Annotated in this window: 22 protein-coding genes; 15 read left to right on the top strand and 7 right to left on the bottom strand. The window is 63.6% G+C overall.

The window, feature by feature from the left end; translation table 11 throughout:
* Window positions 1-230: 230 nt before the first annotated feature.
* Window positions 231-3101 carry a lamin tail domain-containing protein gene (locus AB0P14_RS09345; protein ID WP_363840855.1) on the top strand — a complete coding sequence of 957 codons (2871 nt, stop codon included), beginning with the start codon at window positions 231-233 and terminating at the stop codon, window positions 3099-3101.
* Between the two features lie 133 nt (window positions 3102-3234).
* Here AB0P14_RS09345 and AB0P14_RS09350 read toward each other — a convergent pair whose 3' ends face one another.
* On the bottom strand, window positions 3235-3822 hold the full coding sequence (locus tag AB0P14_RS09350) for an antibiotic biosynthesis monooxygenase (RefSeq protein WP_363840858.1): 588 nt from the start codon (window positions 3820-3822) through the stop codon (window positions 3235-3237).
* Between the two features lie 673 nt (window positions 3823-4495).
* On the opposite strand from AB0P14_RS09350, the gene AB0P14_RS09355 reads away from it, so the two are divergent.
* From AB0P14_RS09355 to AB0P14_RS09365, 3 genes are all read left to right on the top strand, one after another.
* Window positions 4496-4777: a VOC family protein gene (locus AB0P14_RS09355; protein WP_363840861.1), complete on the top strand. Its 282-nt coding sequence runs from the start codon at window positions 4496-4498 to the stop codon at window positions 4775-4777.
* Between the two features lie 53 nt (window positions 4778-4830).
* Window positions 4831-5463: a dihydrofolate reductase family protein gene (locus tag AB0P14_RS09360; RefSeq protein ID WP_363840864.1), complete on the top strand. Its 633-nt coding sequence runs from the start codon at window positions 4831-4833 to the stop codon at window positions 5461-5463.
* Between the two features lie 469 nt (window positions 5464-5932).
* On the top strand, window positions 5933-6373 hold the full coding sequence (locus AB0P14_RS09365; protein WP_363840867.1) for a cytidine deaminase: 441 nt from the start codon (window positions 5933-5935) through the stop codon (window positions 6371-6373).
* Between the two features lie 69 nt (window positions 6374-6442).
* On the opposite strand, the gene AB0P14_RS09370 is transcribed toward AB0P14_RS09365, so the two are convergent.
* Both AB0P14_RS09370 and AB0P14_RS09375 read right to left on the bottom strand, forming a co-directional pair.
* Window positions 6443-6739, bottom strand: a complete 297-nt coding sequence (locus AB0P14_RS09370; RefSeq protein ID WP_363840869.1) for a helix-turn-helix transcriptional regulator — start codon at window positions 6737-6739, stop codon at window positions 6443-6445.
* A gap of 1 nt (window position 6740) precedes the next feature.
* Window positions 6741-7106 (bottom strand): type II toxin-antitoxin system RelE/ParE family toxin, encoded by a 366-nt coding sequence (locus AB0P14_RS09375; RefSeq protein ID WP_363840872.1) that lies wholly within the window; start codon window positions 7104-7106, stop codon window positions 6741-6743.
* 242 nt (window positions 7107-7348) lie between these two features.
* On the opposite strand from AB0P14_RS09375, the gene arfB reads away from it, so the two are divergent.
* The 4 genes from arfB (at window position 7349) to AB0P14_RS09395 (ending at window position 11504) form a co-directional block, all read left to right on the top strand.
* Window positions 7349-7771, top strand: a complete 423-nt coding sequence (gene arfB / locus AB0P14_RS09380) for an alternative ribosome rescue aminoacyl-tRNA hydrolase ArfB (RefSeq protein ID WP_363840875.1) — start codon at window positions 7349-7351, stop codon at window positions 7769-7771.
* Window positions 7772-7841: 70 nt separating this feature from the next.
* Window positions 7842-8576 (top strand): nucleotidyltransferase family protein, encoded by a 735-nt coding sequence (locus tag AB0P14_RS09385; protein WP_363840877.1) that lies wholly within the window; start codon window positions 7842-7844, stop codon window positions 8574-8576.
* Window positions 8577-8723: 147 nt separating this feature from the next.
* A complete protein-coding gene (locus tag AB0P14_RS09390) occupies window positions 8724-9797 on the top strand; it encodes an alkene reductase (RefSeq protein WP_363840880.1) in 1074 nt (357 codons plus the stop codon).
* Window positions 9798-10010: 213 nt separating this feature from the next.
* A complete protein-coding gene (locus AB0P14_RS09395) occupies window positions 10011-11504 on the top strand; it encodes a reverse transcriptase family protein (RefSeq protein WP_363840883.1) in 1494 nt (497 codons plus the stop codon).
* 75 nt (window positions 11505-11579) lie between these two features.
* Here the strand turns inward: AB0P14_RS09395 and AB0P14_RS09400 are convergent, their stop codons facing one another.
* The 3 genes from AB0P14_RS09400 to AB0P14_RS09410 all read right to left on the bottom strand — a co-directional run bounded on the left by AB0P14_RS09400 (window position 11580) and on the right by AB0P14_RS09410 (window position 13462).
* Window positions 11580-11867, bottom strand: coding sequence for a transcriptional regulator (locus AB0P14_RS09400; protein ID WP_363840886.1), 288 nt, complete (start codon window positions 11865-11867; stop codon window positions 11580-11582).
* A complete protein-coding gene (locus AB0P14_RS09405) occupies window positions 11864-12316 on the bottom strand; it encodes a hypothetical protein (RefSeq protein ID WP_363840889.1) in 453 nt (150 codons plus the stop codon). Before AB0P14_RS09405 ends, AB0P14_RS09400 begins: the two co-directional genes overlap by 4 nt.
* 180 nt (window positions 12317-12496) lie before the next feature.
* Window positions 12497-13462: a LysR family transcriptional regulator gene (locus AB0P14_RS09410; protein WP_363840892.1), complete on the bottom strand. Its 966-nt coding sequence runs from the start codon at window positions 13460-13462 to the stop codon at window positions 12497-12499.
* Window positions 13463-13582: 120 nt separating this feature from the next.
* Here AB0P14_RS09410 and AB0P14_RS09415 point away from each other — a divergent pair, with 120 nt between their 5' ends.
* Genes AB0P14_RS09415 through AB0P14_RS09445 form a run of 7 tightly spaced genes read left to right on the top strand, consistent with a single transcriptional unit; the run spans window position 13583 to window position 21138 of the window.
* Complete coding sequence (locus AB0P14_RS09415) at window positions 13583-14473, top strand: xanthine dehydrogenase family protein subunit M (RefSeq protein WP_363840895.1); 891 nt, start codon at window positions 13583-13585, stop codon at window positions 14471-14473.
* Window positions 14474-14478: 5 nt separating this feature from the next.
* Entirely contained in the window at window positions 14479-14994 is a 516-nt protein-coding gene (locus AB0P14_RS09420; protein ID WP_363840897.1) for a (2Fe-2S)-binding protein, read from the top strand.
* Window positions 14991-17384: an aerobic carbon-monoxide dehydrogenase large subunit gene (locus AB0P14_RS09425; protein WP_363840900.1), complete on the top strand. Its 2394-nt coding sequence runs from the start codon at window positions 14991-14993 to the stop codon at window positions 17382-17384. The genes AB0P14_RS09420 and AB0P14_RS09425 overlap by 4 nt, the downstream gene beginning before the upstream one ends.
* A complete protein-coding gene (locus AB0P14_RS09430; RefSeq protein WP_363840903.1) occupies window positions 17385-18368 on the top strand; it encodes an XdhC family protein in 984 nt (327 codons plus the stop codon).
* Window positions 18352-18960: a nucleotidyltransferase family protein gene (locus AB0P14_RS09435; protein WP_363840906.1), complete on the top strand. Its 609-nt coding sequence runs from the start codon at window positions 18352-18354 to the stop codon at window positions 18958-18960. Before AB0P14_RS09430 ends, AB0P14_RS09435 begins: the two co-directional genes overlap by 17 nt.
* Window positions 18957-19877 carry a MoxR family ATPase gene (locus tag AB0P14_RS09440; RefSeq protein WP_363840909.1) on the top strand — a complete coding sequence of 307 codons (921 nt, stop codon included), beginning with the start codon at window positions 18957-18959 and terminating at the stop codon, window positions 19875-19877. Before AB0P14_RS09435 ends, AB0P14_RS09440 begins: the two co-directional genes overlap by 4 nt.
* A gap of 4 nt (window positions 19878-19881) precedes the next feature.
* Window positions 19882-21138, top strand: coding sequence for a VWA domain-containing protein (locus tag AB0P14_RS09445; protein ID WP_363840912.1), 1257 nt, complete (start codon window positions 19882-19884; stop codon window positions 21136-21138).
* Here AB0P14_RS09445 and AB0P14_RS09450 read toward each other — a convergent pair.
* Window positions 21135-21428 carry a DUF503 domain-containing protein gene (locus tag AB0P14_RS09450; protein WP_363840915.1) on the bottom strand — a complete coding sequence of 98 codons (294 nt, stop codon included), beginning with the start codon at window positions 21426-21428 and terminating at the stop codon, window positions 21135-21137. The two genes, AB0P14_RS09445 and AB0P14_RS09450, sit on opposite strands and share 4 nt — an antisense overlap.
* Window positions 21429-21625 lie beyond the last annotated feature (197 nt).

Here is a 21625-nt window from a genome sequence, read left to right on the forward strand (position 1 = left end):
AGTCTCATTCACGAACAGGACACTTCATTATGACGGGGAATTGGCATCCACATGGAATTAGTGATCTGCATCATGCTCATGTGCCGAATGGATGCGCTTGAACGCGGCAAGAGTTGGCGCTTCGCAGGGCAATAGTTCACACGGAGTTGGTCTGAGCGTCACGTTGGCAGGGCAGGCTCCCAAGAGTCATGCCTTGTGCCCAACGAATATCCCGCCGCTAAGGAAAACTCTTGAGAAACAAACAATGGAGATTGCGCACCGCAGTCGGACTCGCCACCCTAGCAATGGCTGGAAGCGGCGTCGCTGTTGCACTGCCGGCCGTTGCTGACACCCCCAACACGGTGCGCATCAATGAGGTCATTCAGAACAACGACACCATTGCCGACGGGGTTGAACTCATCAACACCGGCCAGCAGGCTGTGGATGTTTCTGGGTGGCACATCTCCGACAATAAGCCGGAAAACGTCATAAATTTGCCGGCCGGATCAATAATTGCCCCCGGCGGCTACCTGATGGTGACGGTGGACGATGACACCGCTCCGGTGAAGTTTGGCTTCGGAAAAGAAGACGAAGCCAAGCTCCTCGGTCCCGACGGGACCACAGTGGTGGACTCCTTCGCCTGGAGTGGTCATTTGAGCACCTCCTACGCCCGGTGTTCCGATGGAACCGGAACATTCGCTGTTTCACCGCAGGCCACGCCTGGTGCCGCAAACATCTGCACGGCCCCAGTCGCCGGAAACCTGGTCATCAATGAGATCGAGTCCAGCGGCGGGGAGCCCGGCGATTGGATCGAACTCCTGAATAAAAGTGCTGTTGAGATTGAGTTGGGCGGACTCTCAGTCCGCGATAGCGATGACTCCCATGTCTACACCCTGCCGGCAACTGTCGTGGCGCCGGGGGCCTTCATGGTCTTGAACGAGGCGGAATTCGGCTTCGGGCTCGGTGCCAGCGATTCCGTGCGCCTCTTCGACACGGACGGCGCCACACTCATTGATTCACACACGTGGACTGCCCACTCCCCCACCAGCCTGGGCCGTTGCGCGGACGGAACTGGCGATTTCGCCACAACCGCCACCGCTACTAAGGGTGCTGCGAACGACTGCGTAGCTGTTGCGACGCCAGCGATCCTCGTGAACGAAGTAGAGTCCAGCAATGGCAACCCCGGTGACTGGATTGAACTGTTCAACGCGGGCACAACCGTGGTGGATCTCTCTGCTTGGGTAGTGCGCGACAACGATGACAGCGCCAGCCACGCAGCGGTGCTCCCCGATGGTGCCAGCATTGCTCCGGGCGGTTTCTACGTGGTTGAGGAAAACATGCTCGGCTACGGCCTGGGCAAAGCTGACTCAGCCCGCATCTACCTCCCCGGCGGCCAGGTACTAGTTGATTCCTATTCCTGGACTGCGTGGGGTAACGACGAACACGCCCCGACAACGTTTGGCCGCTGCGCCGATGGCACTGACAACTGGGCAGTGACCACCACTTCCACTAAGGGCGCCCCGAATGACTGCGGCCTCCCCATCCGCATCAATGAGATAGAGTCCGACGGCGGTGTCTCCGGCGATTGGGTAGAACTCACCAACATCGGTGCCACCCCAGTAGATATCTCTGGATTCCTGATCCGTGATGATTCAGAGAAGGCACCCTTCGCCGTTCCTGCCGGAACCACGCTGGGCGCGGGCGCCTACATTGCACTTGATGTTGATACCGCGTTTGGACTGGGCAAGGCTGATGCCGTGCGGCTCTCCGACGCGACCGACACTCAAATTGACGCTCACAGCTACAAAGCTCACGCGGCAACCACCTGGGGACGCTGCCCGAACGGCACTGGCGAGTTTGTGCAGACCAGAGAAGCTACCAAGGGTGCAGCCAATGCTTGCGAAGGCGATCTGATCACGGCCGTATGGCCCGGTTCTGACGCTGTTGCGACCGCAGATGTTGCAAACACCTTCGGCGCTGACATGAGTGGCTTGGCCTTTGAGCCACAGGCCACTGCAGGTGCCGGTACCTTGTGGGCTGTCAACAACGGTGCTGGCTCCTTGCACCGACTGGTTCAAAGCGGTGAGGATTGGGTGGAACAAGGTAACGATGTGTGGGCTGGCATCACGACCCTGCGTTACGCCGATGGCGCCGGTGAGGTTGATGCAGAAGGCGTCGCCATGACGTCCGCCGGACCTTCGGCCGGAATCTTTGTGGCCTCCGAACGAAACAACGCAGCCAGTGGTGTCTCCCGTCCGTCAATTCTGCGTTACGACGCCCTTGGTGGGGCTGACACCTTGGCGGCGACCGCCGAATGGAACCTCGTAGAGGACCTGCCTGTGATCGGCGCGAACGCCGGGCTTGAGGGAATCGCCTGGATCCCCGATACCCAGCTGGTAGCCCAGGGGTTCGTGGACGAATCCACTGCCACCGCCTACAACCCCGCTAGCTACCCGAACCATGGTGCGGGACTGTTTTTCGTTGCGGTGGAAGCCAACGGCATGATTTACGCCTACGCCCTGGACCAGGATGGTTCCGGTTACACCCGCGTGGCCACCATTGAGAGCGGGTTCCCCGGTGTCATGGAACTGGAACTAGATCCGGCCACCGGTTTGCTCTGGGCTATCTGCGACGACACCTGCGAGGGTCGCAGCGCAACTCTGGAAATCACCGACAGCGGCGAAGGCGCCGGAAACTTTGCGGTCACACAGGTCTTTGAGCGCCCCACCGGCATGCCTAACCTGAACAACGAGGGCTTTGCCATTGCCCCGGCGGTGTTCTGTGTGGATGGGTTCAAGCCTGTGGCGTACTCCGATGACGGACAAACCGACGGGCACGCACTGCGGACCGGCACCATGAATTGCGCCACGACTACAGTGCCAGAGGTGCCCGGCGCCGGTGAAGCCGTTGACGGAGAGCCGAGCCCGAGCAAGTCCCCTCAGGGCACAGATGTACAGCAGCCCAGCCAAAATGCTGCGGACAAGCAAGCTTCTGGTTCCTCGCAGGATCTTGCACAGACCGGAGCTAATGGTGCTGGACTCCTTGGTGGTGCAGCCCTGCTGTTGCTCGGGGGCATGACTGCCTTGGTGTTTGCCAACCGCCGGAGACTGAGTAACCACTAGTTTCTACCGACAGTAAAGAATCACCATTAGAGACACAAGACAGCAGGGTCATCGCTGCTGAATCACTCTGAAAGGGTCGGAGCGCTCGCACATGCGGACGCCCCGGCCCTTTCTGGTTTGAAGCCTGATGCGTTTAAAGCCTATTGCGCGGTCGCTTCTGTCGGCGAGGTGCTTGGAGCCATGGTCGCAATAAGCGCGTACTCAAGGGCAACATCAGGTAGGTCATGATCGGCGTCAGAATGCAGACGTTTAGCAGAACGGCCAGTGCCAACGGCCAATCGCTAGTGACTGGCCCCAGCAAGAAATTTGCCAACAGGCTCACGGGTAGGAATGGCAGGAAGATACTTATGGCCTGCTTCCACCGGGGAGGCACCACCGTTTCTGGAACCGTTATCGAGACATCTCCGGGTTGGTCAAACCAGCCTTCGATTCCCGTTCGATGCTCTACACGGGTGATTTCCATGAGGCCACCACTGCCGTCCATCCACCATTTCCGCTCATGCGAATCGTCCCAGGCGAGCAGTGTTTGCGCGTCGGAAAAGCGGTACATGACGTGCCATTCATTGGAGTCCAGTTTGCTGCGAACCCATCCGGACCCGAGGTAGCCAGGCCACTCTCGGGCAAGCTCCTGCCCAGCCAAGGCCCAGGCAGCGAACTGGCGGTGACAGCCGGGCTGGACGGTACGGGCAATGGACACAGTGACGGGTTGAAGTTGAGGCACCCCACTAGTGTAGTGCCCCACGCAAGCCACTTCCACCATGTGGACACCTCGCTACGAGGGCGTCAGGGAGTAGACAACACCAAGAAGGCGCCGGCCGCACCCAACAGGGCGGACCGGCGTCGTACTTCTTGGGGCGGGTTCTAGTCCACCACTACCCGGGGGAATGCGTCCGGGAGTTTGGCGGTGAGCCAGCTGAGCAGTGGGCCGAGCTGGAGGAGAGTAGCGTTGGCGCGGCCTTTCAGAATTGTAGGGGGGTTCCCGGGGCACGCCATGGTTTGTGTGAATTGCCTTGGAAGGGCGCTAGTGGCGCGGCTTTTCGTAGGTGCCGTGAGTGGCGATGAGTCCCATGATGACGGTGATAATAACGATGACTCCAATGACAATGGCTAGTCCCCACATATTCATGACAGTCAGCTCCTTCAGCTCAGCGGCACAGTGGCCGGCGGCGAACGGTCAGTGGCGGAAATTTGGGTTCGCCTACCCCCATCATGCACCCGCGGGCCAGATCTCTCCAGAGCTGTGCAGACAGGGGAACATGGGCGCCGCTATTATCGAAAGGAATTCTCGTGATCAGCGGAGCCCCCATGGAACTCGGAGCATTCTCAGCCAGTCTCGCGGTCAAGGACCTCAAAGAGTCGGTGGCGTTTTAGGAAAAGCTCGGATTTACCCTCACGTGGGTGATATTTCGCAGAACTGGCTCGTGATGAAGAACGGCGAATCCGTCATTGGATTGTTCCAGGGCATGTTTGAAAGGAACTCGTTGACGTTCAATCCGGGCTGGAGTCAAGATGCCCAAGCTATCGCCCCTTTTACCGATGTACGTGAAATTCAACAGCAGCTCAAGGAAGCGGGCCTAGAGTTTATGGCCGAGGCGGATCCTGCTTCCACCGGGCCGGCCAGCTTCGTGATTCTCGATCCGGACGGTAACCCGGTGATTGTGGACCAGCATGTGTAAGACACCAGCTCAATCGGTATCAGCGCCAACCACCATTTCGCTAGAGGAACGCTATGAAACTGACATTGACGCAATTCGTGAGCCTTGACGGCGTATCGCAGGGTCCCGGCTCCCCCGATGAAGACACCAGTGGCGGCTTTACGCGCGGTGGGTGGTTCGTCCCGCACATGGATCAGGACTTCATCGCTCAGGCATCGAGGTGGCTCGACCTCGCCGACGCCTTACTGCTAGGGCAACGCACCTACACCGCCTTCGCCCGCGATTGGCCGCTCATCACCGATCCGCAGGACCCGTTCACAGCACGCATGAACAGCCTGCCCAAATACCTCGCCTCGAACACCCTGACGGAGGGTTCCTGGAATCCCACCACCATTCTCTCCGGCGATATCAACACCCAACTCCGGGAACTCAAGGCCGCCCGAGGCGGAGAAATTCAGATTCACGGCAGCTCCACCCTCGCCCAGTCACTCTTCGCAGCAGGGCTGATCGATGAGCTCCGGCTCGTGGTGGCTCCCGTGGTGGTGGGTAGTGGCCGCCGACTCTTCCCCGACGGCGCCACACCCGCCGGGCTGAGACTGCTCGCCAGCCGCACCACACCTGGAGGCCTCGCGCTGCACAGTTATCAGCTCACCGGGCCTCCCGGCTATGCCACTTACACCGGTGTGCGGGACGTCCCCTCTTCCTAGAATGTGACCTTCGTGAAGTTCGACGGCGGCCCTCACCGTGGGAGCGCATCCGAGGCTTCGCGTGTGAGACTTGGTGTAGCTTCCCATGCTGCCTGTCACCAGCGAAACGCGCTGGCCTGCGAGGATGCCCGTGCCCCGATCACATAAATTCTCAGTTTCACGACACTTACCCATGGCCTTCTATAGACGCTCGAAACACTGTTCCGTATCAGGGAACCACCGGGCAATAAGTCGGGTCAAGCCTAAGGAATCTGGCAGCTGCGGAAACACGCCAATTCGAAAATTTCCGACATCTACTGCATTTGCTCCGGTGAACGACCGGCTTAAAGGACGATGCCGGATTCCCCGTTCAAACAAACCCTGACTGGACGCTGCGACAGTTCCAAAGGCAGGGAAGTGACCATTCAAGGCTCGCTAACGGGTGCTGCTCATCTATTGGAAGTACCTGCCAAAGCATTATGATCTCGACATGACTACCCTGCTTCCACCATCTGCGCTGCCCCTTTCAAAGGTCGAGCAGGCGCTCGTTGATCTGGCGAGAAAGACCATCGATTCAACCACCGATGCCGGGCCCGGTGAAGACGGCATTCACACCATGGGCGCTGCCGTAAGGGCTGCCGATGGTCGGATGTTCACTGGGGTGAACCTCTACCACTTCACCGGCGGACCATGCGCAGAATTGGTGGCGCTCGGGGCAGCGCGCGCAGCGGGGGCGACTGAACTGACACACATTGTGGCCGTAGGAAACCACGCCCGTGGCGTGAAGAATCCCTGCGGCCGTGACCGGCAAATCCTTGCCGACCACTACCCGAACATACGCGTGGTTATGACGTCATCAGGAGGGCCCGTGAGCATTCTCGCGAGCGATCTACTGCCGCTTGGATACGACTACAACGCTGAACAGCTGTAACCCCGAATCCACGCCCCGTAGGAGGTTGCCGCAACGGAAGCCTGATCGCGCCTGTGATTGCGACCCCGTTTAGGCAGCGTGCGGAATGATAGTCACGCTGAGCTCGGAGTCTAGAGCGACGGCGATTCGCTCCAGTATGGGGATCGTGGGCACTGCTCCGCCAGCCTCAAGCCGGGATAGTGCCGACTGGGTCATGCCAGCCCTGGCGGCGACCTCGGTCTGTGACAGACCCAGCGCAAGTCGGCGTTCGCGAACTGCCTGGCCGATCAAGAACGCCCGCTGTGCCTCGCCGTAGCCTTCACGATAGACCGCACTGCCTCGGCGATGGTGTGCGACCTTTTCATAGGAGTTGTGCGTAGGGTTCATTTCAACTTTCCTCACGTTCGTAGATGGTATGCGCGGCACCATGGGACTCTTCGCAGGTCCGCTGCGCTCGTATGGCTCGTTCAACCTCGAGCATCTCGGCACTGCGGGTCTTGTGGAACGTGGTGAGCGAGACCACCCGACGACCAGGTGCCAGCCAATAGGTCACCCTGGTCTGCTGGCGGAGCAGACGGAACCGCAGCTCGCGAACCTTCCCGCCTAGACGGCGAGCATACGGTTCGCTGAGGGTCTCGGCGTGTTCGGCAAGCAGGCCCACAAGGAAGTCGACACGACCAAAGTCGCGGTCAGTGAGGCTTTCCAGCCATGCCCGCACCTCGGGTTCCATCTCGACCTCGTACAGATCGGCCATGCACCCTACGCTATATACATTTCACGCAATATGGACGACATGACTGACGACGATCGAGCATCGCGCCTGCCCCGCAGCGGGTTCCCCTTGCGGGACACCACGCAGTCCCTAACGAACAGATCAGGGCTTGTTGGTGACTACAACCAAAAAATCTCGTGGTGAGATGAAATCCGGATTGGTGACACGCTGGTGACACGAAACCCGGATTAGCGGCACGTAGCGACGGATCCTACACTTGGGGCATGGATTTAACGGTTTCTGCGGCACTCACGATTCCCTCCAGCGAACTCAGCTGGCGGTTCTCGCGTTCTTCAGGGCCCGGCGGTCAGCATGTGAACACCTCCGATAGTCGGGCAGAATTGCTGTGGAACGTGGCCGAATCGGCGGTGCTGTCTGAGGAACAGCGCGTGCGTTTGCTTGAACGCTTCAGCAGACGGCTCGTGGACGGCGTCATCACGGTGGCCGCGCATGAACAGCGCTCGCAGTTGCGCAATCGGGAGATCGCCCTAGAGAAATTGGGTGTGCTTGTGGCTTCGGCGCTGGCCCCCGCAGCTACTCCCCGCAAGAGCACCAAGCCCACCCGGGGATCCAAACGCAGGCATCAGGCAGCGAAACAGCAGCGCTCCGCGACGAAACAGTTGCGGCAACGCCCTCACACGGATTGAGCTCGTCAGAACACTGGAGACTGTTGGGACAGGGGCGCCACTAAATGTTGGCGACCGTTAGGGTTGAGCCATGACACAGACTGTAGCGGTTTTGCTGGCAGCAGGTGCTGGAACCAGATTGGGGCTCGGGCCCAAGGCTCTCCTACCTTTCCGCGGAACCACACTCGTTGGACATGCAGCAGCGGAACTGCTCCGTGGTGGCTGTGCTGAAGTCTTTGTGGTGGTGGGCGCTGGCGCCACCCAAATGCGGGCCACTCCCCTGCCCCCAGGTTGCCGGATTGTGGAGAACCCACGCTGGGAAGAAGGTATGGGTACCTCCTTTGCCGCAGGGATCACGGCTGTGCTCAGCAGCAGCTGTACTAATGGCAGTGATGGCGCAGGTGGTGCCGAGAGTGGGCCCATCCTCGTGGCTCTGGTGGACCAGCCGGGAATGAACTTTGGGCTCATCCAGATTCTGCTCGCCCTGCACCGGCCCGGACGCATTACTGCCGCGGGATACCGCTCGACTTCTGGTGTGGAGGAATCTGGTACCCAAGATGCTGGCTCTATGACTGCTGGCGTTGAGCGCTCCGGCACTGCGGATGCCACCTCTGCAGTACCAGACCGGAGTAAGTTGCGGCGCGGGAATCCCGTGGTGTTCTCCCCCGAGCATGCCTCCGCAGCAGCAGCGGTGGCCACGGGGGATTCCGGCGCCCGAGCATACCTCGCCGCACATCCGGAGCTAGTAGATGTAGTCGATTTCAGTCCATACACCGATGGTTCGGATATCGACACCCCAGCGGACCTCCATCTGTTGGAACAATAAGTCCCAAACGGACCAATGCTCTCCAGGCCCACAGCGGTTCCTGCGGGGCATCGAAGATGTGACATGAAAGACGTGACCCGGCCGCAGGGAATACCGCCCCAATTCTCTAGGTTGTGCCAGACGTTGTCCATCAACTCAACTCTGGAGATGTCCTTGAACTTGTTTTCCCCCGTCACCCTCGGCAGCTTAGAACTTCCCAACCGCGTTGTCATGGCGCCGCTGACGCGGTCCCGGTCCGGTGTGGACGGTGTTCCCGGGGACTTGGTGGTTGAGTACTACCGCCAGCGCGCATCCATGGGCCTGCTGACCAGCGAGGGTGTCTACCCCAGCTTTGCCGGCCAGGCATTCGTGCGTCAGCCGGGACTAGTCACCGATGAGCAGATTGCTGGCTGGAAGCGCGTCACCGACGCCGTTCACGCAGATGGTGGGCGCATCATCGCCCAGGTCATGCACTCGGGCCGCGTCACCCACCCGGACACCAACGGCGGACGCCAAGTAGTAGCCCCGAGCGCCATCGCAATCGACGGCGTGACCCGCACCTATGAGGGCAAGGCGCCTTACCCGGTCCCCCACGCACTAGAAGAAGGCGAACTGGCTGGCATTGTCGGCGAATTCGTCCAGGGTTCCCTCAATGCCATCGCTGCCGGATTCGACGGCGTGGAACTCCACGGAGCCAACGGGTACCTGCTTCACGAATTCCTGTCCCCTGCATCAAACCAGCGCACTGACGGATACGGCGGCAGCCCCGCGAAACGTGCGCGTTTTGTCATTGAAACCGTGCAGGCAGTGGTCCAGGCCGTTGGCGCCGACAAGACGTGGCTGCGCATCTCACCCGAGCACAACATCCAGGGGGCACTGGAAACGGATGCAGCCGAAACGTTAGCCACCTATTCGGCGCTGGTAGAAGGCATCGCCCCTCTGGGTCTGGCCGGACTGAGCATTTTGCACAAGGATCCTTCGGGGAACCTGGTACAGACGCTGCGTACCCGTTTTGGTGGTCCCGTGCTGTTGAACACCGGGTTTGAGTCCGTCACTACGCTCGCCGATGCCCGGTCCCTGACCGAGTGGGCCGACGCCGTAGTGGTGGGCCGCCCTGCCATTGCCAACCCGGATCTGGTCCGCCGCTGGGCTGAGGACCTCCCACTGAACGAGCCGGATTTCGCCACGTTCTACACCGAAGGCGCGGCCGGCTACACCGACTATCCCTTCTGGGCGAACTAGTCTGGACCATCTAGCCCACCGCTAGCCGGCCAGCACTCCACCGAGACTCAAGAATCGCGTAACATTCGACGTCGGCACCCGCCCAAGTGCCGACGTCGAACGCGTTCTTGGAACCTTCGTTTAGCATGGGAGGCATGCGATGGTTTCTTCGATGAGGCGGGAAGCGTCCTTTGGCGCGCATCCCTCCCCGGGGCTACCCCGGGGCACGAAGTATTGCCTGATCCATGCACCGCGGGTGCCTCACTGCGCTCCGCGCAGCAGCGCACCCGCACAGACAGCCAGGTCATCGGAGAAGCCATCGCACTCATGACTCCATCCCTGAATTCACCAGTGACAGCGCCAGTAACAATGGCAGCGGCCACGCTCAAGCGCACACCACGCCCGACGCACTCAGCCATCGCGCAAACCTTGGCTCAAGCCTTTCTGACTTCCCCGCAGTGGCACAAGACGGATCTAGTAGATGCCGGTGCCCACGTTCTGGGAGCACGACGGCGTTGGCTGGGACCACTGGTTACTCACGTATTGCGCGGGTATCCGCGCCCGCCGCTGGATGCTCCGCGCGAGCTTGCCGCCATGATCGGCGGCTGTGACGCCTTCCTCGAGGCAGTCGCCAAGGCCGCCCAGCAACGCAAACCCATCTTGATCACCAACTATGTGTTGGCGCCATCGGCGGCCCGTGATCGTCGACAAACAGGCGTACCCCGGATCGACACCCTGGGCGAGCTGGCCCAACGTCTCAAGCTCAGCAGCGGCGAACTGGAATGGTTCGCGGATCCAAAGCACTGGAACCGAACGGCTGCTCGCAAACTGCAGCACTACCGCTACGAATGGCGGACCCGTCCGGGCAGGCTCCCCCGGCTGCTCGAGATTCCGGCTCCGCGCCTGCGCTCCATCCAGCGCACCGTGCTGCGGGAACTGCTCTATCCGGTGGAGCTTCATGATGCCGCGCACGGGTTTGTGCCGGGCCGCAGCGCCGTCACAGGAGCGGCCCAGCACACCGGGCGGGACGTGGTGCTGAACCTGGATTTGGTGTCCTTTTTTGCCAAGGTCACGGCCGGGCGCGTGTTCGGCACGTTGCGGCAGTCAGGCTTCACGGAAGCCGTGGCACACCGGTTGACGGGCATGCTCACTCACGTGGTTCCGCCGCGGGTACTTGCCCAAATGCCTGCTGGCGGGGACGCTGCCGAGCGGTTTGCGCTGCGCCAGGCCCTCTCCTTACCGCACCTTCCACAGGGCGCCCCCACCTCGCCCACGCTCGCGAACCTGTCCCTGCGCCGGCTGGATTCGCGCCTTGCTGGCCTGGCTGAAAAGTTCGACGGCGGCTACACCAGGTACGCCGACGACCTCGCCTTCAGCGGCGGCCGCGACATGGCGCGGCGCGCGGATGCATTCGTGCGGGCCGCCACCGCGATCATTGACGATGAGGGGCACAGTGTTAACCGCTTGAAGAGCCGTGTGCGCCCGGCCGGTGTCCGCCAGAGTGTGACCTCGGTGGTGGTCAACGAGCGCACCAATGTTCCCCGCGCCGACTTTGACCGTCTCAAGGCCATCGTCCACAACTGCCGCGTGCACGGCCCGGAATCGCAAAACTGGAATGGGCACCCTAATTTCCGCGGCCACCTGCTGGGACGCATTTCCTGGGTCGCTGCCCTGAATCCGGCACGCGGCGCCAAACTCCGCCAGGATTTCCTCCACATCCAGTGGTAGCACCCCACCCAGTGGTGAGACGGGGCGGTCGGTGCGTGCCGCCGTCGTGGTTCAAACCTTCGAGAAACTCCCGCCCTACGGGTTGATGGTTCGGTTGAGGTTCTTCAGGAGTTGCTTGAACCGTCTCTCGCCGGTATCGCTTAGCCTCACCAGCGTGTGGCCGTAACGGTTCTTCCGTTCCTTGCTGACCTCGACCATGCCGCGCTCCTCTAGGTCCCGAATGATTTTGGAGAGGTCCGTGATGGACAGCCCGGTTGATTCCTGCAGGGCGGGATAGTCCGCCTGTTCCACTTGGTGCAGGTGCGCCAGTGTGACAAATCGCTTGGGTGCCAGCAGGTGGGGGTCCAGGTCCTGATAGCTCATTGCTTCCTGCCCCTGCGGAAGAACAGGAGCAGGTAAAAGGCCAGCCACGCGGCCGGGGCCAGCCCGGCAATGATCCAGGCTTCCGGAAACGGCACCGTCTCGCCGCGCGTGAGCCCCCGCCAGATGGGCAGCATCAACCACGTGGTAAACGCGATGGTGGCGATAAGTCCGGCCTTGATCCGGGGCTCGTTGGGGCGGGCTTTCCGATCCGAGATCCAAAAATTGGAGGCTGCGATCGCTGCTGCCCCGGGAAGGAGCGCCCACCAGGGATGCCCGGACATGGCAAGCAAGCCCGAAAGCAACCCCGTGACAACTGCCGCGGCCGCATAGAGGTGATCGCGCAATTTCAGCTGCCGCTTGGGCGGGGCCGGGATCGAGGCGAGCAGTTTCTCGGCCTGTTGCCGAGTCACCACACCGGAGCCGGGCGTGTCATCCTGTTGCTTATCCATATCTCAAGCTTTGCATCTAGTTACAATAAGTGCAACTAGATGCAGGCTCTGGCCACGCAGCAATGTGAACCTTGGAAACCGGGGCCTGCTGCATGAATGTTCGGGAAAACCACATTAGAGAGGGCGCGTCCGGGAAAATTCCCCAGAAGGTGAGGGAGGGTTTTGGTGGAGGCCGGCCCGTCAGCTCCACAGCGCCACATGAACTTTTGAGCCACGGTGTGCCAGGCCCCGGGACCCCCGCTGGGCCACCATGGCAGCGGTTGCCGCAGCCGTGGTGGCGAAATGCTGCAGCTCCCGTGCGGCGCCCGTTGACCGGCCGCGGTCCAGCATGCTCGTCCACCACATCCCGACAATCGGCATTCCGGCGCTCGCCACGGCAACTAGGGCGCCCGTGCGCAGCTCGGTGCGCACCACGTGTTCCAGGGCCAGCATGACTCCTTCCCCGGACCTGACGGCTGCGAGGGCAGCCGTTTCACTGGTTAGTGCCACCATGTTTGGCGTGTTTCCGCCGGCCGCCAGCCACCGCCCCTCCTCGGTGGCATCCTCGATGCCGCGGGGTCCGGAAAACCATTGGTGTTCACGCAGCCGGGGCGCAGCGACCTGGCCGTGCGCCCTGCCCAGCGGGTGTGAGGGCGCGGCAACCAGCACCCGGCTGTACCTCAGGATCGGCAGGCTCTCCACCCCGGCCATGACCGCCGCCTCCGGCCGCGCGCCCAGGGCAATGTCGTAGGAACGGCGGGTGAGCAGGGCCGGCACATCCACAGCAGGCTCAACCACAACCTCCAAAAGGGCGCCGGGCATGCGCCCGATGAAGACGTCCAAAAGGCGGCCCGCCGCATGCTCGGCAAACGCAGCCGTTGCCAGCACCCGCAGCCCGCCGACGGAGTGCCGAGCCTGGGCCACATCGCGGCGAATCGCTTCGGCGAGCCCCACGAGCTCTTCCGCGTGCACGGCAAGTGCCCGGCCTCCCTCCGTCAGGGCAATTCCGCCGCCTGCCCGAACAAACAAGACATCGCCGAGGTCGCGGCGCAAGGCCGCCAGCGCGGAGGAAACTGCCGGCTCGCTGATCCCCAAAGCTGCCGCTGCCGCGCGCAAGGACCCTAATTCGGCCACCATGCTAAAAGTCAGCAGCTGTCTCAACGTCATCGACATAGCCTCATAACCTTTCGCTTATCTCGATGTTGACATGCCGGACACAGTTGGACAAGGGTTGCTTTTACTGGGACCCGTGCGTTCCGCCAGGCCCCGCGATGCAAGGGGTGGATTGTGCAGATTCCGGCTCCGTTTGACTATGAACGCGCCACTGATGTGGCCCATGCGATCATGCTTCTCAAACGCCATGGACCAGAGTCCCGGGTCGTGGCGGGAGGGCACAGCTTGTTGCCCATGATGAAGTTGCGGCTGGCCCGGCCCGAATGGCTGATCGACATCAACAACCTCGCCGAGCTTGACTTCATCCACCGCAACGGCGACACCCTGTGCATTGGGGCGCTGGTCCGCCACACAACCCTCCTCGAGTCGGAGGAGGTGGCGCGCCACTTTCCCATCATCCGCGAGGCTGAGCAGGTGATTGCAGATCCGGTGGTGCGCAACCGCGGCACCCTCGGCGGCTCACTGTGCCAAGCCGACCCGGCGGAAGACCTTTCAACAGTCTGCGATGTCCTGGCTGCGGTCGCCGTCATCAGGGGACCCGGCGGTGAACGGCTGGTGCCGATGGCGGAGTTCCACAAAGGACCCTACGAGACGGCTGTTGCACCGGATGAACTCCTGTGCGAGATCCGCCTTCCCATTAGCAGGCACTCCTCAAGCTCCTATGTAAAGGTTGAGCGCCGGGTTGGTGACTGGGCCGTCGTTGCGGCAGGTGCCACTGTGACACTTGCCCCGGACGGACTCATCGGCGACGCCGCCGTCGGCCTGACCGCCGTCGGGCTCGACGGCACTGTCCCATCGGTGGCAGAGACGCTTCGCGGACAGCCGCCCGGGGAGGAATTGTTCGCGGAGTCCGGGCGTCTGGCAGCCGCCGCCTGCCGCCCCGTCGAAGACCAGCGCGGCCCGGTCGACTATAAACGCCACTTGGCAGACGAACTCACCCGCAGGGTCCTGCGGCGTGCCAGTGCCCGTGCGGCACAAACCCTGACACAAGCCCAGGAAGGTTGAAGACCATGCAGATCAGCATGATCATGAACGGGGACGAGGTTACCCGCGAGGTTGAACCCCGCGTCCTGCTCGTCCACTTCATCCGCGAGGTTCTGGGGCTGACAGGCACCCACTGGGGTTGCGACACCTCCAACTGCGGCACCTGCGTGGTGCTCATGGACGGCCAACCGGTCAAGTCCTGCACGGTGCTGGCGGCCATGGCCGACGGCCATGACATCCGCACAGTGGAAGGTTTGGCGGACGGCGCAGTGCTCGATCCGGTGCAACAGGGCTTCATGGAGGAACACGGCCTGCAGTGCGGCTTCTGCACTCCCGGCATGATGCTCACCGCCCGGGCACTGCTGGACCGCAACCCGCATCCGGATGACACCGAGATCCGCCAGGCCATCTCCGGGCAGATCTGCCGGTGCACCGGCTACGCCACCATTGTCCGTTCCGTGAAATGGGCCGCCAACCACCCACTGAGCAGTGAAGCCGGAGAACCCGAGGATTCGCCCACCACCGAGGATGTGAAGGCATGACCACCGTCTCTGAACATGCACCGAACCCGGCGGCTGGGGATCCGGACCGGCCCGTCGGCTACGGCCGCATGCAACGCAAGGAGGACCCGCGGTTTGTTCGGGGCAAGGGCACCTACGTTGACGACATCGTCCTGCCCGGCATGCTCCACGGAGCCATCCTGCGCGCGCCCGTCGCCCACGCCCGGCTGGTGTCCATCGACACGAGCGAGGCGCTGGCCCACCCGAAAGTCCTGGCCGTCATTACCGGCAAGAACCTTGAAGCCCTCAACCTGGCATGGGCGCCAACGCTGTCCGCTGATGTGCAGGCGGTTCTGGTCACCGACAAGGTCCGCTTCCAGGGTCAGGAAGTCGCGTTTGTTGTTGCCGAGGACCGGTATGCCGCCCGCGACGCACTGGAGCTGATCGACGTCGACTATGAGATGCTGCCCCCTGTCATGGATGCCCGCAAGGCCCTGGACGACGGCGCCCCCGTCATCCGCGACGACCTCCCGGGCCGCACCGACAATCACATCTTTGACTGGGAGGCCGGGGACGCGGCCGAGACTGACGCTGTCTTCGCCAGTGCCGACGTCGTGGTGGCCCAGGAACTCGTGTACCCGCGGGTCCACCCGGCACCCATGGAAACGTGCGGCGCCGTCGCCGACTTCGACGCCGTCGACGGCCGGCTCACGCTGTACGAGACAACTCAGGCCCCGCACGCCCACAGGACGCTGTTTGCCATGGTGGCCGGCATCCCCGAACACAAGATCCGGGTGGTCTCCCCCGACATTGGCGGCGGCTTTGGCAACAAGGTGGGCATTTACCCCGGATACATTCTGGCCGTGGTTGGCTCGATCGTCACGGGCCGGCCGGTGAAGTGGGTTGAGGACCGCTCAGAGAACCTGATGTCAACCTCCTTTGCCCGCGACTACATCATGCAGGGCGAGATCGCGGCGACCAAGGACGGGAAGATTCTGGCCCTGCGCACCAACGTCCTGGCCGACCACGGCGCGTTCAATGCCACGGCCCAACCGACGAAAAATCCCGCCGGCTTCTTCCACATCTTCACCGGCAGCTACGATCTGGCCGCCGCGCACTGCAAGGTCACCGGCGTCTATACCAACAAGGCCCCCGGCGGCGTGGCCTACGCCTGCTCCTTCCGTGTCACCGAGGCCGTCTACCTCGTGGAACGGATGGTGGACATCCTGGCCCGGAAGCTGGACATGGATCCGGCCGAGCTGCGGCTGAAGAACTTCATCAAGCCCGAGCAGTTCCCCTACAAGAACAAGACCGGATGGGAGTATGACTCGGGCAACTACGAGCCGGCCATGCGGCTGTCCATGGAAATGGCCGGGTATGAGGAACTCCGGCGCGAACAGAAGGAAAAGCGGGAGCGCGGGGAACTCATGGGGATCGGGATCTCCTTCTTCACCGAAACTGTGGGCGCCGGCCCGCGCAAGCACTTCGACATTGTGGGCCTGGGCATGGCCGACGGCGCCGAGCTGCGCATTCACCCCACCGGAAAAGCCGTGGTGCGCATCTCCGTCCAGTCCCAGGGCCAGGGCCATGAGACAACGTTCGCCCAAATCGTCGCCGAGGAGCTGGGCATCCCGCCGGAAGACATTGACGTGGTTCACGGCGACACCGACCAGACCCCGTTCGGGCTGGGCACGTACGGCAGCCGGTCCACCCCGGTCAGCGGCGGCGCCGTCGCCATGGTCTCGCGCAAGGTGCGGGACAAGGCCCGTTTCATCGCCGCGGCCATGCTGGAGACCCGGGCCGAGGACCTGGAATGGGAGAAGGGCCGCTGGTTCGTCAAGGGCGATCCTTCGGCAGGCAAGACGATCACCGAAATCGCCCTCGGTGCGCACGGCACACTCACCCTGCCCGACGGGATCGACGGGAACCTCGACGCCGAGGTCACTTACGACCCGCCCAACCTGACCTTCCCATTCGGCGCCTATATCGCCGTCGTCGACATTGACCCCGGCACCGGCCACGTCAAGGTGCGCCGCTTCATCGCCGTCGATGACTGTGGGACACGGATCAACCCAATGATCATCGAGGGCCAGGTGCACGGCGGCCTGACCGACGGCGTGGGGATGGCGCTGATGGAAATCATTGCCTTCGACGAGGACGGAAACTGCCTCAGCGGTTCGTTCATGGACTACCTGATCCCCACAGCCATGGAAGTCCCGGACTGGGAGACCGGGTACACCGTCACACCCTCCCCGCACCACCCGATTGGGGCCAAGGGCATCGGCGAGTCTGCCACTGTCGGATCCCCGCCGGCCCTGGTCAATGCCATCGTTGACGCCCTGGCACCGTACGGAGTCACCCACATGGACATGCCGTGCACGCCCGCCAGGGTGTGGGCTGCCATGCAGGGCCGGCCAAGGCCGCCGGTCTAAATGAAAAGCAATGAGGATGCCCGTGCGGCACGGGCCGAAGAACTCAAGGAGCGGCGGGAGCCTTTCGTGCGCGCCACCGTTGTGCGCGCCATGCGCCCCACCAGCGCGCATGCCGGCAACACCGCCCTGGTGCTGCCCAACGGGGACATTGACGGCTTTCTCGGGGGCACGTGCGTGGAGGCGTCCGTGCGCGAGTACGGGCTGCAGTCGCTGGCAACCAAGGAGCCCCTGTTGTTGCGGGTGGTGCCGGGCGAGCCTTCCCATGTCCACCAGGAGGGCGCGGTAGAAGTCACCAACCCGTGCCTGAGTGGTGGCACCATTGAGATCTTCCTCGAACCCCAGCTGCCGGCCCCCCGGGTGCTGGTTGTCGGCACAACCCCGGTCGCCGAGGCGCTGTCGGCACTGGGCGCCGTCCTTGACTTCGATGTGCAGCTCACTGCCGGAACCGCAGCCGATCCCCGGGCCGATGATGCCGCTCTCATCGTGGCCTCGCACGGCCGGGAGGAAGAGCCAGCACTGGAAGCCGCGCTCCGGGCCGGCGTGCCCTACATCGCCCTGGTCGCCAGTGAAAAGCGCGGTGCCGCCGTTCTGGCCTCACTCGAGGTCGACGACGGCCTGCGAGAGCGCGTTCATAGTCCGGCAGGGATCCCCTTGGGCGGACAGACGCCGGCCGAAATCGCATTGTCGATCCTCGCCGAGCTTGTCGCCGCACGGGCCGCTGCACGTGCAGGGGCAGGAGCACGGGCAGGAACCACCGGCGCAGACGACGGCACCGGGGCGAGAACCAACTCCACAAACGGTGCCGCGGACACTGCAAGCCCCGCGGCACCGGCCAGCGCCATCGACCCCATCTGCGGCATGAGCGTCGCCGCCGTCGAAGCCAGCCTGCACACCGATCACGATGGTGTGCGCGTGTACTTTTGCGCCCCCGGATGCAAAAAGGCGTTCCTGGCGGATCCAGGCCGTTATGCCACAGTCCACTGAACACCGGGTGGCCGTCCTGGTGTTGGCCGCCGGGGCGTCGCGACGGCTGGGCAGGCCAAAACAGCTCCTGCCCTACACCGGCGGTGTGTTGCTGGACGCAGCCCTGGCCACGGCCCGAGGCAGCGGAGCGGACCAGGTTGTGGTGGCTTTGGGCGGTTCCGGAGATGAGGTGCGGGCGGTAGTGGACACCAGTGGCTGCACTGTCGTGGAGAACCCCAACTACAGCACGGGGTGCTCGTCGTCGATCGCGGCTGCCCTCCCCTCCCTGCACCCGGACACGGAGGTGCTAGTTCTCCTGCTGGGCGACCAACCGGGCGTCACGGCCGCAACCGTGCACCGGCTGCTCGAAGGCCGTGGCGATGCGCCCCTTGCCGTGTGCCGTTATGCCGACGGCATCGGCCACCCGTTCGCGTTCGACAGCACCGTCTTCGCGGCACTTTCGGGCCTGCACGGGGACAAAGGTGTCTGGAAACTGCTCGAGCAGCGGGCCGCCGATGTCGTTGAAGTCCCCGTGCCTGGCCCAATCCCGCCCGATGTGGACACCGAGGATGACTACTTGCGGCTGCTGGCCGGGCAGGGCGGTGCCGGATGAGCGGGGCGGCCCGCTCCGGTGCCGAGGGCGAGGTGCAGCAGCTGATCCCTGATGTCCAGTCGCTGGCAGCGACCCTTGACGACGGCGACTACCTGACCGACGTCGGACTGGCCACCGCCTTGTTCCTTGCCATCCGGTTGCCGCAACCCATCCTGCTTGAGGGTGAGGCCGGCGTCGGAAAGACGGAGGCCGCGAAGGCGCTGGCGAGGGTGCTGGACACCCCGCTGTACCGGCTGCAGTGCTACGAGGGCATCGACGCTTCAGAGGCCCTCTACGAGTGGAACCACCAGCGCCAGCTGCTGGGCATTCGGCTGGCCGAGGTCCGTGACAGGGAGCTGGGCGAAGAAGACCTGTTCAGCGAGCAGTACCTGCTCCGCCGTCCCCTGCTCAAGGCGATCGAACACCCCGGCCCGCGCCCGGCCGTCCTGCTGCTGGACGAGATCGACCGGGCCGACGCCGAGTTTGAGGCGTTCACCTTCGAACTGCTGGCCGAGGCGGCGGTGACCATCCCGGAACTGGGCACAATCAGCGCCACGCACCCTCCCATCGTCGTGCTGACCAGCAACCGGACCCGGGACCTGCACGATGCCCTGACCCGGCGCTGCCTCTACCACTGGATTGACTACCCGGCGCCGGAGCGCATCGCTGAAATCGTCCGACGCCGGGTCCCCGGCAGTTCTGCGCCGCTCGCCCTGGGCGCGGCCGCCGCCATCACCCGGCTGCGTTCCCTGGACATGGCAAAACCGCCGGGCATCGCCGAGGCCATCGACTGGGTGGCGGCGCTGACAATGCTGGGCGTGGGGCGTCTGGATGCTGCGGCTGTGGACCAGACCTGGGGTTCGGTGCTGAAAAACCGCGATGACCTGGACTTGGCATGGGCGCGCGGAGCCGCCTGGGTGGCCGGGTCCGATGGCTAGTGGCGTGCCTTCGGTTGGCTCTGGTCCTTCGGTAGGGGCTGTGCCTCTGGGTGGCGCCACGGTGGGCGGGCCCGTCGTCGAAGCAGCCGCACTGGTTGTTGGATTCAGCACCGCCCTGCGCCGCGCGGGGCTGCCCACTTCCCCAGACCGGGCCGCGTGGCTGGCCCAGGCACTGCGCCTGATTCCCCCGTCCACCCGCGACCGCCTCTACTGGGCATGCCGGATAACTCTCGTGTCCACCAGGGAGCAGCTTCCCGTGTTTGACGCCGTCTTCTCAACGGTGTTTGACGGCCGACCAGATCCCGCCGACATCCGCGGTGACCTCAACAATTTGCCTGCCGCCGGCTCCGAAGGGCCGGCCCGGGCAGCGCCGGCAGAGCAACGCCGGGACACCCCGGCAGCTTCGTCTCCCCGGGCGCGCACGGCGGCCGCCGCGCCCGGCAGTGACGGCCACGCCGAGGGTCAGGAACGGGATGCGGTCCTGGCCATGGCCTCCGTCGATGAACAGCTGCACGGGATGTCCTTTGCCGAGCTCACGCCGGAGGAGGTCCTGCGGGTGCGGGCCCTTGTGCGGCGCATCGTGCTTGCCACCCCGGTTCGCCGCAGCCGCCGTACCAGGAAGTCCCGCCATGGCGGTGCCACCGTGGATATGCGCCGCACCCTCCGGGCGGCACGCCGGGTGGGTGCTGCGGCCGGTCTTCTCGTCTATGCCCGCCGCCGCACCCGGCCTCGCCGCCTGGTGTTCCTGTGCGATGTGTCCGCATCCATGGAACCGTACACGCACATGTTCATTTCTCTGCTCCAGGGCGCCGTGGCGGGTGCCGGCGCCGAGGCCTTTGTCTTTTCGACCCGACTGACCCGCCTAACCCGGCAGCTCTCTGGGGGCAATCCGGACCGTGCCCTGATTCTGGCAGCCGCAGCCGCACCGGACTGGGCCGGAGGGACGCGCTTGGCGGAGAGCCTGCGCCGCTTCATTGACGGGCATGGTCGCCGCGGACTGGCCCGGGGTGCTGTCATCGTGGTGCTCTCGGATGGCTGGGCGCAGGACACACCCGAAGATGTCGCCGCCCAAATGGCCCGGCTGCGGCGCCTGGCCCACCGGATCATCTGGGTCAACCCACGCAAGGCCGGCTTGGATTACCAGCCTTTGGTGGGCGGCATGGCGGCAGCACTGCCGTATTGCGACGTGTTCGTCAGCGGCCACAGCTACGAATCACTGCAAGAGGTAGCGGCCGCCATCCGTGCCGGCACCACTAACTAGTCATCGCCGGTGATAATCCCGCGCCGGGCACTGAGCAGATCCACACCGGGACGGGCTGCCACGTGCTCCTCGACGGCGTCAAGCACGGCAACAATCCGGCTGCGGTCAGCAGCCACCAAACCAACACCAACAACACCACGCCGGTGCAGGTCTTGGAGGCCCGCCTCTGCGACAGAGACGTCAAAATGTTTCCGGAGCTCGGCCATCAGGGGCCGCAGCACGGAGCGTTTCTCCTTCAATGAATGAACGTCGCCAAGCAACAGGTCAAACTCGATCCAGCCAATCCACATGCCCGTCCCTTTCCTCCACCAATGCTCCCACACCTGATATGGGGCGGGCCGGGTGTCTGCTGTCAGGGTGCCCAGCGCTCAGCTTCAAGTCCCGGCGGACACCCCGACAGAAGGCACCTTTCGCTGCATGGCACTAGCTCGCAGGTCCGCACAGCACGGCCCCAACAGCCTGCCTGCCACGTGACTTGAGTGCGATA

Source organism: Specibacter sp. NPDC078709, assembly GCF_040686795.1.
Classification (GTDB): domain Bacteria; phylum Actinomycetota; class Actinomycetes; order Actinomycetales; family Micrococcaceae; genus Specibacter.

Excerpts from the sequence above, each read along its gene's own strand:
- AB0P14_RS09360 (WP_363840864.1), top strand. The coding sequence starts at position 4,831 with ATGAAACTGACATTGACGCAATTCGTGAGCCTTGACGGCGTATCGCAG.
- AB0P14_RS09365 (WP_363840867.1), top strand. The coding sequence starts at position 5,933 with ATGACTACCCTGCTTCCACCATCTGCGCTGCCCCTTTCAAAGGTCGAG.
- AB0P14_RS09370 (WP_363840869.1), bottom strand. The coding sequence starts at position 6,739 with ATGAACCCTACGCACAACTCCTATGAAAAGGTCGCACACCATCGCCGA.
- AB0P14_RS09375 (WP_363840872.1), bottom strand. The coding sequence starts at position 7,106 with ATGGCCGATCTGTACGAGGTCGAGATGGAACCCGAGGTGCGGGCATGG.
- arfB (WP_363840875.1), top strand. The coding sequence starts at position 7,349 with ATGGATTTAACGGTTTCTGCGGCACTCACGATTCCCTCCAGCGAACTC.
- AB0P14_RS09385 (WP_363840877.1), top strand. The coding sequence starts at position 7,842 with ATGACACAGACTGTAGCGGTTTTGCTGGCAGCAGGTGCTGGAACCAGA.
- AB0P14_RS09390 (WP_363840880.1), top strand. The coding sequence starts at position 8,724 with ATGTCCTTGAACTTGTTTTCCCCCGTCACCCTCGGCAGCTTAGAACTT.
- AB0P14_RS09400 (WP_363840886.1), bottom strand. The coding sequence starts at position 11,867 with ATGAGCTATCAGGACCTGGACCCCCACCTGCTGGCACCCAAGCGATTT.
- AB0P14_RS09405 (WP_363840889.1), bottom strand. The coding sequence starts at position 12,316 with ATGGATAAGCAACAGGATGACACGCCCGGCTCCGGTGTGGTGACTCGG.
- AB0P14_RS09410 (WP_363840892.1), bottom strand. The coding sequence starts at position 13,462 with ATGACGTTGAGACAGCTGCTGACTTTTAGCATGGTGGCCGAATTAGGG.
- AB0P14_RS09420 (WP_363840897.1), top strand. The coding sequence starts at position 14,479 with ATGCAGATCAGCATGATCATGAACGGGGACGAGGTTACCCGCGAGGTT.
- AB0P14_RS09425 (WP_363840900.1), top strand. The coding sequence starts at position 14,991 with ATGACCACCGTCTCTGAACATGCACCGAACCCGGCGGCTGGGGATCCG.
- AB0P14_RS09430 (WP_363840903.1), top strand. The coding sequence starts at position 17,385 with ATGAAAAGCAATGAGGATGCCCGTGCGGCACGGGCCGAAGAACTCAAG.
- AB0P14_RS09435 (WP_363840906.1), top strand. The coding sequence starts at position 18,352 with ATGCCACAGTCCACTGAACACCGGGTGGCCGTCCTGGTGTTGGCCGCC.
- AB0P14_RS09440 (WP_363840909.1), top strand. The coding sequence starts at position 18,957 with ATGAGCGGGGCGGCCCGCTCCGGTGCCGAGGGCGAGGTGCAGCAGCTG.
- AB0P14_RS09450 (WP_363840915.1), bottom strand. The coding sequence starts at position 21,428 with ATGTGGATTGGCTGGATCGAGTTTGACCTGTTGCTTGGCGACGTTCAT.